The sequence below is a fragment of the Kitasatospora sp. NPDC051164 genome, from assembly GCF_044455625.1.
Lineage (GTDB): Bacteria > Actinomycetota > Actinomycetes > Streptomycetales > Streptomycetaceae > Kitasatospora.
Window position 1 is genome coordinate 109,312 of the sequence record NZ_JBITFB010000022.1, and the last position, 13,819, is coordinate 123,130.

At 73.3% G+C, this 13,819-nt stretch carries 11 protein-coding genes; 4 read left to right on the forward strand and 7 right to left on the reverse strand.

The annotated features are described in order from the left end of the window. The first annotated feature begins 31 nt into the window (after positions 1-31). Positions 32-778, forward strand: a complete 747-nt coding sequence (locus ACIBEC_RS30005) for a VTT domain-containing protein (protein ID WP_360502120.1) — start codon at positions 32-34, stop codon at positions 776-778. On the opposite strand, the gene ACIBEC_RS30010 is transcribed toward ACIBEC_RS30005, so the two are convergent. From ACIBEC_RS30010 to ACIBEC_RS30035, 6 genes are all read right to left on the reverse strand, one after another. Then, entirely contained in the window at positions 775-1,515 is a 741-nt protein-coding gene (locus ACIBEC_RS30010) for a PIG-L deacetylase family protein (protein ID WP_360502122.1), read from the reverse strand. The genes ACIBEC_RS30005 and ACIBEC_RS30010 overlap by 4 nt on opposite strands. Before the next feature lie 289 nt (positions 1,516-1,804). Beyond that, positions 1,805-3,001, reverse strand: coding sequence for an MFS transporter (locus ACIBEC_RS30015; RefSeq protein ID WP_360502123.1), 1,197 nt, complete (start codon positions 2,999-3,001; stop codon positions 1,805-1,807). Between the two features lie 5 nt (positions 3,002-3,006). Beyond that, positions 3,007-3,588: a GNAT family N-acetyltransferase gene (locus ACIBEC_RS30020; protein ID WP_360502125.1), complete on the reverse strand. Its 582-nt coding sequence runs from the start codon at positions 3,586-3,588 to the stop codon at positions 3,007-3,009. After that, complete coding sequence (locus ACIBEC_RS30025) at positions 3,585-4,727, reverse strand: type III PLP-dependent enzyme (protein WP_360502292.1); 1,143 nt, start codon at positions 4,725-4,727, stop codon at positions 3,585-3,587. Before ACIBEC_RS30025 ends, ACIBEC_RS30020 begins: the two co-directional genes overlap by 4 nt. A 171-nt stretch (positions 4,728-4,898) precedes the next feature. After that, on the reverse strand, positions 4,899-6,212 hold the full coding sequence (locus ACIBEC_RS30030; RefSeq protein ID WP_360502127.1) for a DUF6271 family protein: 1,314 nt from the start codon (positions 6,210-6,212) through the stop codon (positions 4,899-4,901). Further along, complete coding sequence (locus tag ACIBEC_RS30035) at positions 6,194-7,321, reverse strand: phytanoyl-CoA dioxygenase family protein (protein ID WP_360502129.1); 1,128 nt, start codon at positions 7,319-7,321, stop codon at positions 6,194-6,196. Before ACIBEC_RS30035 ends, ACIBEC_RS30030 begins: the two co-directional genes overlap by 19 nt. A gap of 480 nt (positions 7,322-7,801) precedes the next feature. Here ACIBEC_RS30035 and ACIBEC_RS30040 point away from each other — a divergent pair, with 480 nt between their 5' ends. Continuing rightward, positions 7,802-9,754 carry an FUSC family protein gene (locus tag ACIBEC_RS30040; protein WP_360502132.1) on the forward strand — a complete coding sequence of 651 codons (1,953 nt, stop codon included), beginning with the start codon at positions 7,802-7,804 and terminating at the stop codon, positions 9,752-9,754. A 50-nt stretch (positions 9,755-9,804) separates the two neighbouring features. Here ACIBEC_RS30040 and ACIBEC_RS30045 read toward each other — a convergent pair whose 3' ends face one another. Beyond that, positions 9,805-11,208, reverse strand: a complete 1,404-nt coding sequence (locus tag ACIBEC_RS30045) for an amidase (RefSeq protein WP_360502133.1) — start codon at positions 11,206-11,208, stop codon at positions 9,805-9,807. 316 nt (positions 11,209-11,524) lie between these two features. Here ACIBEC_RS30045 and ACIBEC_RS30050 point away from each other — a divergent pair, with 316 nt between their 5' ends. Together ACIBEC_RS30050 and ACIBEC_RS30055 are read left to right on the forward strand one after the other, a co-directional pair. Continuing rightward, a complete protein-coding gene (locus tag ACIBEC_RS30050) occupies positions 11,525-12,868 on the forward strand; it encodes a cytochrome P450 (RefSeq protein WP_360502136.1) in 1,344 nt (447 codons plus the stop codon). Positions 12,869-13,014: 146 nt separating this feature from the next. Further along, positions 13,015-13,743 (forward strand): rhomboid-like protein, encoded by a 729-nt coding sequence (locus tag ACIBEC_RS30055; RefSeq protein ID WP_360502138.1) that lies wholly within the window; start codon positions 13,015-13,017, stop codon positions 13,741-13,743. Positions 13,744-13,819: the final 76 nt, after the last annotated feature.

The following is a 13,819-nucleotide window of genomic DNA, read 5'->3' on the forward strand; positions in this document are numbered from 1 at the left end:
TCCGCAGACCCGCGTGAGGTGGTGAGGAGCGGTGTCCGCCCCCACGACCCCGCTGCCCGGGGCGCTCGCCGGTCTCGCGCCACTGCTGGACCACTACGGGTACCTCGCGGTGGCGCTGCTCGTGCTGCTCGACAACTGCGGCATCCCGGTGCCGGGGCAGACCATCCTGGTCCTCGCCTCGGTGTACGCCGGCGCCGGGCACCTCAGCCTCGCCGCCGTCCTGTTGGTCGCGGCCTGCGCCGCCATCCTCGGCAACAGCCTCGGCTACCTGATCGGCCGCACCGGCGGACGCGCCTTCGTCCACCGCTGGGGCCGGTACGTCCTGCTCACCCCGGCCCGGATGGAACGCGCCGACGGCTTCTTCGAACGGCACGGCGGCAAGGTCGTCGCGGTCGCCCGCTTCGTGGACGTGCTGCGCCAGACCAACGGCATCATCGCCGGGACCACCGGGATGCCCTGGCGCCGGTTCCTGCCCTTCAACGTGCTCGGCGCCGTGCTGTGGACGGGCGTCTGGGGCACCTTCGGCTATGTCGCCGGAGCCAACATCGGCACCGTGTACCGGACCGCGATCCGCTACCAGCTCTGGTTCGCGATCGGCCTCGGAGCGCTGGTCGCCGCCTTCCTGCTCCGCCAGGTGCTGCGGTACCGGCGCCGGCGCCGCGAGGGCGCCGACACCGAGCCCGAGTCCGGCTCCGACACCGGGCCCGACAGCGACTCCGACACCGGCTCCGGGTCCGGCACCGACACCGGCTCCGACATCGACAAGCCATCGGACTAGCGCAGCGGGAACACCTCGAACGGCACCGCGAAGCGCGTCCCCAGCCGGCTGCCCACCTCCCGGCCGAAGCCCTCCAGGAACTCCCGGGCATTCCCCATCGCCCCACCGAGCCCGGCCAGGTACGCCTCGTGCTCCTCCAGCGAGGCAACGCCCAGGTCGAAGTGGTCACTGGTGTCCACCGCGTGCCCCGACTCCGGCGAGGCCGCCGCCCAGATCTGCCGCACGCCGTTCCACGGCTCGTGGCCCTCCGCCACCAGCTCGCGGAACACCCAGCGGTTCCCGGCGTCCCGGACGCCGTCCAGGGTGGCCCGGCCGACCGCGATGTGGTCGGCCTGGTTGAGGAACACCCCGCCGTACGTCTCCCGGAAGTTGCTGGTGATCACGATGTCCGGGCGGTGGCGGCGCACCACGCGGGCGATGTCCCGGCGCAGCGGCAGCCCGTACTCCACCACGCCGTCCGGGTAGCCGAGGAACTCGACGGTGTCCACGCCGACCACCCGCGCCGAGGCGACCTGCTCGGCCTCCCGCAACGGCCCGCACTCGGCCGGGTCCAGCGAGTCGATGCCCGCTTCGCCGCTGGTCACCATCACGTAGACCACCTTCTTCCCCTGGGAGGTCCACCGGGCGACGGCCGCGGCCCCGCCGTACTCCATGTCGTCGGGGTGGGCGACGATCGCCAGCGCGGTCTGCCAGTCCTCGTCCACGTGCTCGAAGGGCGCGGGGGCCTGCTCGGTCATGCTCATCCCTCTCGGTGCGGCTCACGGTCGTACGGACGTACGTCCGTACGTCCGTACCGCAGGCGACTCTAGAAGACCCGTGTCCCTCATGCCCCGTCAGACACTCCTCCACTGAACGACCTTGCCCCTGACGCAAGGGTCAGGGGTTGGCGTCCGGGCATCCCGCGGCGGCGCCGCCCGCCTCGCCGCCCTGGACGCCGAGATCGCCCGCCTCACCGAGCTGCGGAACAGGCTCGCCCGGCACGTCGCCTCGGGGGTGCGGACCTGCCGGTCGGATCCTGATTGATCGTCAACTCGCGTCGGGGGTGAGGCGGGTGTCGGCGGCTGGGGCTTCCCGGCCGGGCCAGGTGATGCGGGTGGCGCAGAGGGAGACGACGGCGGCGGAGGCGGCGACGGCGGCCATGCCCCAGAGGAGGCTGGTGGCACCGGCGATGAAGCCGATCACGGCGGGGCCGGCCAGGAGGCCGGTGGTGCCCATCGCGGCGACCAGGGAGAGTGCGTCGGCGCCCCGGCGGGCGGCGGCGACGTAGACGCAGGGGGTGACGGCCGCGACGCCGAGGCCGACGCAGGCGAAGCCGAGCAGGGTCGGTACCGTGCCGCCGGCCAGCAGGGCGAGGGCGAGGCCGAGGCCGGCCAGCAGGCTGCCGGTGCGGACGATGCGGCCGTCGCCGAAGCGGGTGCGCCAGCCGTCGGCGAAGATCCGGGCGCACACCATCATGACCGAGACGACGGCGATGCCCATCGGGGCGAGTCCGGCGCCCGCGTTCACGACGTCCTTGAGGTAGAGCGCCGACCAGTCGTTCATGGCGCCTTCGGTGACGGTGCCGAACACCATCGCGAGGCCCATCCAGAGTGTCGCGACGGTCGGCAGGGTGAAGCCACGGCGTTCCTCGGTGGCCGCTTCCGGGCTTTGCCGCGGCTCGTCGGGCAGCAGCCCCGGCCGGGCGGCGGCGACGAGTGCCGCGAGGAGGACGGCGGCCAGCCCGAAGTGCACGGCCAGGGCGCCGGTGAAGGCGTTGACGCCGGAGGCCAGCAGGGCGGCGAGGAGTGAGCCGGCGCTGAAGGTGGCGTGCAGCCGGGACATCGTGGTCCGTTCGAAGCGGGCTTCCAGCGCGGCGCCCTGGGCGTTCATCGCGACGTTCAGGCAGCCGACGGCGACGCCGTCGCAGAACAGCACCAGCAGCGTGACGGGGTAGTTCGGCACCACCGACAGGGCGAGCAGGATCAGGCCGAGGGCGAGCGCGGACAGCACCGACAGCGGGCGCGAGCCGAGCCGCCGCATCAGCACCGCCACCAGCGGGAAGGACACCGCCGCGCCGATCCCACAGGTCATCAGCAGCAGGCCGATCTGGGCCTCGCCGAGGTCGAGCCTGGCCTTGAGCGCGGGCACCCGGGAGACCCAGGTCGCGTACTGGAAGCCGAGGACGAAGAACAGTGCGCCGGTGGCCAGTTGGGAGCGGCGGAAGTCGTCGTGAACGGGAGACATGCGGATCAGCCCACTTCGGCTCTGGGTCGGGGCCCGGGGATCGGGTCGGTGGGGTGCGGCAGCGGCCGGGCCGGGACGGGGTCCAGCGGCATCGCCATGTAGACCGCCCGGGTGCCGTAGCTCGCGGGCAGCTCGATCTCGGGCCGGGCGCGGTAGCCCAGGGGGGTCCACAGCACGTGGGAGCCGCGGACGGCGACCAGGGAGAGGGTCCGGTAGCCGGCCGCCCGGGCGGTCTGCTCGAGGTGGCTCAGCATCCGGTGGGACCGGCCCGCGCCGCGCAGTTCCTCGGCGATGACCAGGTCGTGGGCGTGCAGGTTGGTGGACTCTCCCCCCTCCCCGTCCCCGTGCTCGTGCTCGCTGCGGCTGAGGTCGGGGCAGCGGAACAGCGGGTACGGCAGGGCGAGCAGGTAGCCGCCGAGGCGACTCGTGTGCTCGAGGACGAAGCAGGTGTCCGGCGAGGCGCGGTGCCGGGACCGCAGCGCCTCGCGGCCCTCGGACAGGCCGCTGGCCGCGTAGGCGCGCTCCTCCAGCGCGACCACCTCGTCCCAGTCGTCCTCCCGGAGTAGCCTGATACGGGACTCACTCATGCGTCGTCTCCCTCGTTTCCCTCGCTGCTCCCGCCGATGCAGGTGTGCGGCAGCGGTTCGAAGCCGTTGAACCCGCGGGTCGCGTAGGCGGTGGCGTACGCGCCGCAGGAGTGGATCCAGACCGGGTCGCCGGAGCCGGCCGCGCGGGGGACCCGCACCAGGCCGTCCTCCTGGGCGTATGCGTCGTCGCTGTCGCAGGTCGGGCCGGCCACCACGGCGTGGACGAACTGGCCGCCGGGGTGGGTGGGGAACTCCAGCCGGTACTGCAGCTGGTCCATCTCGTAGAGGCCGTTGAACTTGCCGCAGCTGAGGTAGAGCCAGTCCTCGCGGGTGCCGTCGAGGCGGTGGCGGGAGGTGAGGCGGGCGACGTGCGCGCGGATCGCGCCGTGGTCGGCGACCAGGTGGCGCCCGGGTTCCAGCAGGAACTCGAGCGGTCCGGTGTTGACGGCGCGCAGCCGGTCCATGCCGTCGCGGAGCACCGCGAACATCTTGTCCAGCGGCGGGTCGAGGGGCCGGCCGCGCCTGTCGAGGACGCCGAGGGCGGGCAGTCCGCCGCCGAGGTTGATCCGATCGGGGGTGATGCCGCGCCAGTTGAGTGCTTCCAGTACGGCGGCCAGCGAGTCGACGGCGGCGCCCCAGGCTTCGGCGGTCATCTGCTGCGAGCCGACGTGCACCGACAAGCCGGACGGCACGAGTCCGGCGGTGCGGGCTTCGCCGAGCACCCGCAGGGCGTCCTCGGGTGAGCAGCCGAACTTGTGGCTCAGGCCCCACAGCGCGCCTTCGCCGGTGGTCGCGATCCGGCAGAACACCCGTGCTCCGGGGGCGTGTTCGGCGATCGCGGCGACGTCTTCCAGGCTGTCGGTGGCGAAGTCGCGCACGCCCAGCCGGTAGGCCTCGGCGATGTTGCGGTCGGATTTGACGGTGTTGCCGTAGTGGATGAGCTCGGGGGCGACGCCGGTGCGCAGCGCCTGGTCGATCTCCTGGGGGCTGGCCGCGTCGAAGCCGGAGCCGAGGGCGGCGAGGTGGTCCAGCACCTCGTCCACGGGGCAGGCCTTCATGGCGAACCGTACGGCGACGCCCGGCAGTTCGTCGAGCAGGGTCGCGTACTGGCGGCCGATGCCGTCGAGGTCGTAGATGATCCGGTCGTCGGTGGCGGCGGCGAGGGCGGCGCGGAGCGCGGTGTGGTCGGGCCGGTCGGGGCCGGGTGCGCCGGTGTGGACCGCGGTCTCGGTCGGGGCGCGGTGGCTGGGCGTGAGGTTCGGTGCCTGGTGTGCGGTCTGGCGTGTCACGGAGAGCTCCCGGTCTTCCGGCTAGTGCGGCAGCCGGTCGGCGGGGGTGGTCTTGCTCGCCCGCACCAGCGGGCCCCACGCGTCGATCAGCAGGGCGAAGTCCTCGATGTCCGACTGCGCCTGGTCGAGCAGGCTCGCCCGCCGGGGCGCCAGGTGGTCGGCGAACTCGGTGTACTTGCCGCCCAGTCGCCGGTAGCAGCGGTCGAGTTCGGCGAGTCTGCGGTGGTTCTCCGCGCGGTCGGTCGCTGCGCTGCGGCGGGCGGCTTCGGCGATCGGCTCGGGGCGCACGTGGTGGTGCTCGTCCAGCAGGGCGTCGCCGGCGGCCTCCATCTCGGTGTAGACCGGGTAGAGGTAGAGCATGGAGAGCAGGAACTTGGCGTAGCGCAGTTGGTAGGCGGTGAAGCCGGGGCCGGTGCGCCGTTCCGGTGTGTAGTAGTTGACGATGTGCCGGTTGTGGGTGACGCCGGGCAGGGTGGCGTCGTACACGAGGTGGTGCAGGAAGTAGTCGCTGCCGATGGTGTCGGTGGCGGGAGGCAGCGGCACGCGCTCGTACACGTGGTGGTCGAGGCCGATGTTGCACATGTCGATGCGCCAGATGTCGGGTCGGTCGAGTACGGCGCGGTCGGTGGTGAACGGTTCGCTGCCGCCACCGGTGAAGGATTCGGCGACGAGTTCGCGTGTGTCGTGTTCGGCGGCGCCGGTGGGTGCCCAGAGGGCGACCACGTCGTGGTAGACCTCGGGGTCGGTGTCGAGGATCTCGCCGAGGTCGACGGAGAGTTCGCCGACGAAGGAGGCGCCCACCAGGGCGACGGGCTTGTCCGCGTGCGCCGGGTCGAGGGTGTTCTCGGTGACGGCGGCGGCCGCGTCGGCGGCCTTCAGCCCGAGGGTGGCCAGCTCGTGCTCGATGGGGAACACCGGTTCGCCGTCGAGCCATTGGTAGCGGCTGTCGGAGTCACGACGGTGCACCGAGGCGCAGCCGAGCGCGGCGGCGAGCAGGAACGCCCGGTTGGTGCAGGCGCCGTAGGAGACGGCGTCGGGCAGCATCAGCTCGAGCAGTTTGTCGGGGCCGGCGGCGCCGGAGCGGTCGATGACCTCGCGCAGGAAGGCGCGTTGGGCCTCCTCGTCCAGGTGGTGGACGAGGAGGTTCTCGGCGGCGGGCAGGGCGGCGGCCGCGGCGGCGTGCCGGGCGCGCGCGGCCGGGTCGGCGGAGTCCAGCACCAGCAGGTGCACCCGGACGCCGAACCGCCGTACGGCGTAGGCGGCTTCGGCGCCGACGGCGGTGATGGTGTCGGCGCACTCGCGGTTGGTGGGCAGGGTCAGGCAGATGTCGCGCATTCCCGCTCCCCCGTGGTGTCCTGAAGGTCGGCTTGCTGCCCTTCGGCTTGCCGAGGGTCGGCTTGCTGCCGGTCGAAGTCCTTATTGCTCCAGGACCGCAGGCCGAGCAACTTCTCCCCCAGCTCGGTGAGTTCGGCGCGGCCGTAGCGCAGCGACTCGGGCCGGGTGGCGTCGCCGACCAGGGTGCGGTTCCAGTCCGGGGTGGCGAGCGTGCGCCAGGATTCCACCCGGGAGCGGCGCAGCTGCTCGGCCTCCTCCAGCGCGGGCATCATCGACAGGTACTGCACCGAGCGCACGCCGCGCTCGGAGGTGTTGGGCGCGACGCCGTGGGCGAGCAGGCCGTTCCAGATCAGCAGGTCGCCGGCCTTCAACTCGGGCCGCACGACGGGGAATTCCTCCCGGTCGGCGGTCGGGCGGATCGGGTCGCGGTCGGCCGGCTGGGCGGCCTGCCAGGCGTTGAAGCGGCGGAACAGCTCCGGGTCGCACTGGAAGCCGCCGTGGTCGGGGGCGGTGTCGTTGAGCGCGATGATGCCCTGGACGCGCTGCGGCAGGATGCCCTGGGTGGTGTCGACATCCCAGTGCAGTTCGATGTCGAAGCCGCGGTCGGTGGGTTCGATGAGCGCGCGGTCGCGGTTGCGGATGTTCGGCGGGTTGAGGTTGAGCCGGTCGAGGGTGACCCAGAGCTCCTCGCAGTCCCACACGTCCACGAAGGCGTCGTAGACGCGCTGCGACTGGCGGCTGTCCCAGATGAGTTGGTGGTGGTAGGCCTCGACGAAGCCGTAGATGTGCAGGTGCTGGTCGAGTTCGTCGCGGTAGTCGCGCTCGCGGTACCAGTCCTCGGGGCGGTCGGGCGACAGGCCCTGGAAGTCCCAGGTGAAGTCGAGCAGGCGCCGCGCGGCCTCGGCGGGGATGGCCTGCTTGACGACGGTGTAGCCGTAGGTCTGCCAGTGCGCGTAGTCCTCCTCGGAGAGGACGCGCAGCGGGTGCTTCTTGCGGATCTCGCGCAGCGCGGTGCGGGCCAGGTAGCTCTCGGTGTCCGCGCTGAAGTAGGGGCGCTGCGAGGCGGCGCGGTAGAGATACTCGTCGGCCTGTCCGTCTGGGCTCGGCATGGGCAGTCACTCCATGGTTCGTAGTCGGCGCAGCGCTTGATTCGGCGGGCGGCGCGGGCACGGCGGGCTGCTCGACCGGTTCCCGGCCGGGTCGGGAATTCCTCCCGCGGACCATCTGCGGTCCGCACACGCTCCTTCTCGACTCGACCCCCGACCGCGCCTCGGCACCACGCCAGGGGTTCAACTCGCCTGCTCGGCAAGGTCTCTCACCTCGCCTCAGGCTTTGCCGAACCACGCCCTCCACACATTGGACTAGACCAACTAATGGTGTCAACCCTTTCCCGTGGGTTACCGATTGGGAAAGTCGGCGCAGCTCACGCCGCCTCTCGCGGTTCGCTTTATGTTTCGGGGACGGACATAAGACGGGGTATGTTTCGGAAATTGACATAAGCGCGAGCGGTGAACCCCACCCGCCCCAGGACCCGTTGTCCCCGCGTGTTAGACCGGGCCCGCGGAGTCCGCCCGCCGTAGGTTGGGGGCGTGCCGCGCCCAGGAGCCGCCCGACTCGCCCCGCCCGACTGGCTGACCGAGAGCCTGCGGCCCCGGGCCGCCCCGATCCCCTGGGCGGCGGTGGCCCGCGCCTCGGTCGCGCTCGCCGCCCCGCTCGCGGTGGGCACCGCCACCGGCCGGCCCTCCTACGGCGCACTGGTGTCGATGGGCGCGCTGTCCGCGGTCATCGGGGACACCGCCGACGCCTACCGGATGCGGATCTTCAACATCGCCGTGCCGCAGCTGTTCGGCGCCCTCGGCGTGCTGCTCGGCACCCTGGTGTACGGCACCGGCTGGACGGCCGTCCTGGCGCTGACCGTCGTCGCACTGGTCTCCGGCATGATCTCCTCGATCGGCGCGGTCGCCTCCGTCTCCGGACTGCTCCTGCTGCTCAACGCGGTGGTCGGGGCGGGCCTGCCGCTGCCCTCCCCCTGGTGGCTGCCGCCCGGGCTGCTGCTGCTCGGCGGCCTGGTGGTGCTCGCCCTGACCCTGCTCGCCTGGCCGCTGCGCATCGGCGTCCCCGAACGCGCGGTGGTCGCCGGGACCTACCGCTCGGTCGCCGATCTGCTCGCGGCCGCCGGCACGCCCGGGTACGACGGCCGGCGCCACGAGCTCACCCAGTCGCTCAACCACTCCTACGACCTGCTGCTCGCCCGGCGGGCCCGCCGGCACGGCCGCTCCCCCACCCTGGTGCGGCTGCTCGCCCAGCTCAACGCGGTGATCCCGGTGGTCGAGGGGGCCGCGGCGGCGCACCTGCGCCCGCCCGAGTACGGCCCGCTGCCCGCCGCCTACCCGGCCGCCGTCCGCGCCCTGGCCGACGCCGTCGAGCAGGGCCGCACCGACCCCGCCCCCTCGCCCGACCTGCCCGTGCCCGCCGGGCCGTCCACCCGGGCGCTGGTCGAGGCGATCGGGCACGCCGCCACCGTCGTGCACGAGGCCGCGCCGGACCCGTACGCCGTCGACGACCGGCTCGGCCGGCCCGCCGGCCTGGAGGTCCGGGCCCGGCGGGCGACCCGGGCGCTGCTGCTGTCCGGCGCGTCCTGGCGGTACGGGCTGCGGCTGGCACTGTGCATCGGCATCGCGCAGGTGCTGGTCTCGGTGATCGCGGTGCCGCGCTCGTACTGGGTGGCGCTGACCGTGACCTTCGTGATGAAGCCCGACTTCGGCTCGGTGTTCTCCCGCGCCGTGCTGCGCGCGCTCGGCACCGCGGCCGGACTGCTGATCGCCATTCCGGTGCTCGCCGAGGTGCCGCACGGCTGGTGGGACGTGCCGGTGATGGCGGCGCTGGCGACGCTGATCCCCGCGCTGTCCGCCAAGGGGTACGCCTTCCAGACCGCGGCGATCACCCCGGTGATCCTGCTGCTCTCCGACCTGCTCAACCACCAGGGCTTCCACCTGGTGCTCCCCCGGCTCTACGACTCGCTGATCGGCTGCGGCATCACCCTGCTGGCCGGCTACCTGCTGTGGCCCGAGTCCTGGCACACCCGGATCGGCGACCGCCTCGCCGAAGCCGTCCAGGACACCGCCTCGTACGTGTCGCTGGCGTTCACCACCGGGCCGGGAGGGGACGAGCCGGCCCGGGCCCGGTACCGGCGGCGGCTCTACCGGGACCTGTCGGCCGTCCGCAGCGAGTTCCAGCGGGCGCTCACCGAGCCACCGCCGGTCGGGGCCCGGGCGGAGGCCTGGTGGCCGGTGGTGATCGCGGTCGAGCGGATCGTGGACGCCACCACCGCCACCCGGGTGCGGATCGAGCACGGCGCGCCCGTCCCGACGGCGGCCGAGGTCGGCGCCGTGACCAGGGAGCTGGCCGACCTCGCCGAGGCGCTGCGCACCGGCCGGCCGCTGCCGGAGGCGGGGCCGGACGCGCCGGCGCCGGACTGCGCGCTGGCCCGGCTGCACCATGAGGTGCACGCGGCCCGGTCGGTGGCCGCGCCGGCGCCGTGAGCGCTACCCCACCCGGCCGGTCCGGGCGCCCGGCCGGTCCTCGCCGCCGGTCAGTCCTCGATCCGCCGCCAGGGCCGATCCGCCTCCAGCGCGAAGGCCAGCTCCAGGAGTACCCGCTCCTGCCCGTGCGCCGCCGACAGGTGCACGCCGACCGGCAGCCCGCTGAGCGCCGATCCCGCCGGCAGGGCGATGCCCGGGCCGCCGGTCACGTTGTTGACCGGGGTGAAGGCGACGTAGCGCAGCAGCCGGTCCATCAGCTCTTCGAAGTCGACGTTCGGGCTGAGGTGCCCGATCGGTGGGGCGGTGTGGGCGAGCACCGGGGAGAGGATCACGTCGTGGTTGCGGAAGACCCGCTTGTACACCCCCTCGGCCCGGCGCAGCCGCCGTAGCACGCCCGGGGTGTGCGGGAACTCCGCCTGGAACTGCCGGCGCAGCCCGGTGGTCAGGCCGTCCAGCCTGTCGGCGCGGAAGCTGGGGTCGATCAGCAGCCGGCCGGTGAAGGCGATCGCCCAGGCGATGTAGCCCCAGTAGGAGACGAAGTCCCGGGAGAATTCCTCGCCGAAGGGCAGGGCGGTCGGCTCGACCCAGTGGCCCATCGCCTCGAGTCGCGCGGCGGTCTCCTCGACCACCCGGCGGGTCGCTTCGTCGGTCTTGGCGATCGGCGAGTCGACGACCAGGCCGATCCGCAACCGCTGCTCGCCGGGGCCCTCGACCAGGCCGAGCGGGGGCAGCTTGGGGTTGCGGCGGTGCCGCTCGGCGGCGGCGAAGAAGGCGGCGGTGTCGCGCACCGAGCGGGTCAGCACACCGTCGGTGACCAGGTCGATCGGCAGTTTGGCGCCCTGGGAGTTGGCGACCAGCCGGCCCCGGGTGGGTTTGAGTCCGACCAGGCCGCAACAGGCGGCCGGGATGCGGATCGAGCCGCCGCCGTCGTTGGCGTGCGCGATCGGCACCACGCCGGAGGCCACCAGGGCCGCCGCGCCGCCCGAGGAGGCGCCGGCCGAGTGCGAGGGCTTCCACGGGTTGCGCACCGGCTGGGCAGTGGCGAATTCGGTGGAGGCGTTGAGGCCGAACTCGGGCAGCCGGGTCTTGCCGAGGACGGCGAGGCCGGTGGAGAGGAACTGGTCGGTGAAGCGCGCGTTGCGGCGGGCCGGTTGGGCACGGAAGGCCTCGCTGCCCATCGAGGTCGGCAGCCCGCGCAGGTCGACGTTGTCCTTGAGGTAGGTCGGCACGCCCCAGAGCGGCCCGCCGATGCCTTCCCGGCTGATCTGCGGCTTGTCGTAGGAGGCGTGGGCGACCGGTAGCAGCCTGCCGTCCACCCGTGCGGCACGGGCGACGGCCGCGCCGACCAGCTCCCGGGGGTTGACCGCGCCGGCCCGGACCAGGGCGGCCAGTGCCACCGCGTCGTACCGGCCGAGGGCGTCGTCGGCGAACGCGTGAACCTTCTCGTCGGTCATCCGAACTCCCCACTCCCTGCCGGACTTTCGGCCGTCCGGTCATCGCGTCGGCTCCGCACCGGCAGGTAGTACTGCCCATTCTACTGACCGGTAGTCGCACAAGACGTCGAGTGTATGCGTCCGTCAGCGTTACCGGGCCCGCCGCCACGGTCAGCAGGTAAACGATCCGTCAAATCTTCGAGGGCGCACGAGCGTTCGGCATGCGCCCCCGTGTTCACCCCACCCGCCCGTCCACGATCGTTTCACGGGCTGCCGCCGGGAAAGATCCCGAACACGAACCGTTCCGGTCCTTCCCACCCGACCCAAGGTGACGCCCGTGCCGATCCATTTCTTCCCGACCACCCGGTTCACCGCCGCCACCGCCCCCGGCGGCCTCCCCCTGCTCGGCCACGCCCCCGCCTTCATCCGCCGCCCGTTCGACTTCGTGGCCGGCCTGCCCGCCCACGGCGACCTCGTCCGGCTGCGGCTCGGCCCGCTCGACGCGTACGTCGCCTGCCACCCCGAACTCGTCCGCCGGCTGCTCACCGAGGACCGTACGTACGACAAGGGCGGACTCGTCCTCGACAAGGCCCGCGAGGTCTTCGGCGACGGCCTCGCCACCTGCCCCGCCGCCGCCCACCGGCGCCAACGCCGCATGCTCCAGCCCGCGTTCCACCGCGACCGGCTGCCCGGCTACGCCGCGATGATGGCCGAGGAAATCGCCGGCACCACGGCCGCCTGGCGCGACGGCGAGGTGGTCGACGTCCCCGCCGCGATGTACCGCCTCACCACCGCCGTCACCGCCCGCTGCCTGTTCGCCGCCCACGAACGGGCCGGCTCGCTGCCGGTGCACGCGTGCATGGACGTCATCACCCGCGGCGTCGGCCGGCGCGTCATGATGCCGCTGCCCGGCGCCGACCGCATCCCCACCCCCGGCAACCGCCGCTTCCGGCGCGCCCGGCAGGACCTCAAGGAGATCACCCGCCGGCTGATCGCCGACTACCGCGCCGCCGGCACCGACCACCACGACCTGCTCTCCACCCTGCTCAGCGCCGTGGACGAGGACGGACAGGGCCTCACCGACGCCGAGATCCACGACCAGGTGGTCACCTTCCTGCTGGCCGGCACGGAGACCACCGCCGCCACCCTCTCCTGGGCGTGGACCCTGCTCGCCGCCAACCCGGCCGTCCGCGAGCGCCTGCACGCCGAACTCGACGCCGTCCTCGACGGCCGCCCCGCCCGCCACGAGGACCTGCCCGCCCTCCCGCTCACCGCCCGGATCGTCAGCGAGACCCTGCGGCTCTACCCGCCGGTCTGGATCCTCAGCCGCACCGTCACCGCCGACACCCGGCTCGGCGGCCACCACGTCCCGGCGGGCGCCACCGTCCTCTTCAGCCCGTACCTGCTGCACCGCCGGGCCGACGTCTTCACCTGCCCCGACCGCTTCGACCCCGACCGCTGGCTCACCACCGCCCGCCCCGCCCCCGGCACCTACACCCCCTTCGGCCTCGGCGCCCGCCGCTGCATCGGCGACACCTTCGGCACCACCGAGGCCGTCCTCGCCATCGCCACCATCGCGGCCCGCTGGACCATCACCCCTACCCCCGGCCGCCCCATCCGCCCCACCCGCAGCTCCTCCCTGTCCCCACGCCCCTTCACGGCGACCCTGACCCGCCGGTAGGAGCCCGGTTGGGCCCGGTTGGAGCCGGGTGGGAGCTGGGGTGGGGCGAAGTGCGGGGGCGGCGGCTCCGGGACGGTACTGTCGCGCGGGGGCCGGCGGGGTTGTGCCGGTCGGACTATCGGCTCGACTGGGGCAGCATCAGAAACATGAACGCTCGATCACCGCGGGGGCTCCCGGCCCGGCTGCTCCGCGCCGTCCGGACGTATCCGCGCCGCTCGCCGCTGACACTCTGCTACGTCGGCCTGCTCGTCCTCGGGCACATCTGGGTCGAGGACCGGCTCTCCGCGGACCGGGCGGACGCCCTCCGCGCCTACATCAGCACCAACCTCGACAACCTGCACGACCATCCGGTCACCGCACTGTTCGGCAGCGCGCTGCTCTTCGACGGCACGCTCACCGACATCGCCTCCACCGGCTTCGGCGGCACCCTGATCACCCTCGGCCTCGGCATCTGCTGCTGCCTCGCCTGGGCGGAGCGCCGCTTCGGCAGACTGCGCGCCGCCGCCGTCCTCCTCGGCGGCCACATCGGCGCCACCCTGATCACCGCCGCCGTCATCCTGGTCGCCCTCCGGCACGGCTGGTACCCGGAGAGCGTGCGCCAGGACTCGGACTACGGCATCAGCTACGGCGCCCAGACCTCCCTCGCGTTCGCCACCCTCGCCCTGCCCCGCTGGGCCCGCCTCCCCTGGGCCGCCTTCGTGGTCGCCTGGCCGCTCTCCGGCGACGGCGAATGGCCCGGCCCTCTACCGGACTTCACCACCGTCGGCCACCTGCTCTCGGCCGCCCTCGGCTTCGCCCTGGCCGGCACCGCGGCCGCCCTGGCCTCGCGCCGCCGCCGGGCCGATGCGCTTGCCACGGCGGACGCCCACCCGTGATCATCCACCGATGAGCAACCCGGGCGCCGCCCGGCCGCACTGACGCTGCACCTGCGCCACGCAGGCTCGCGACACC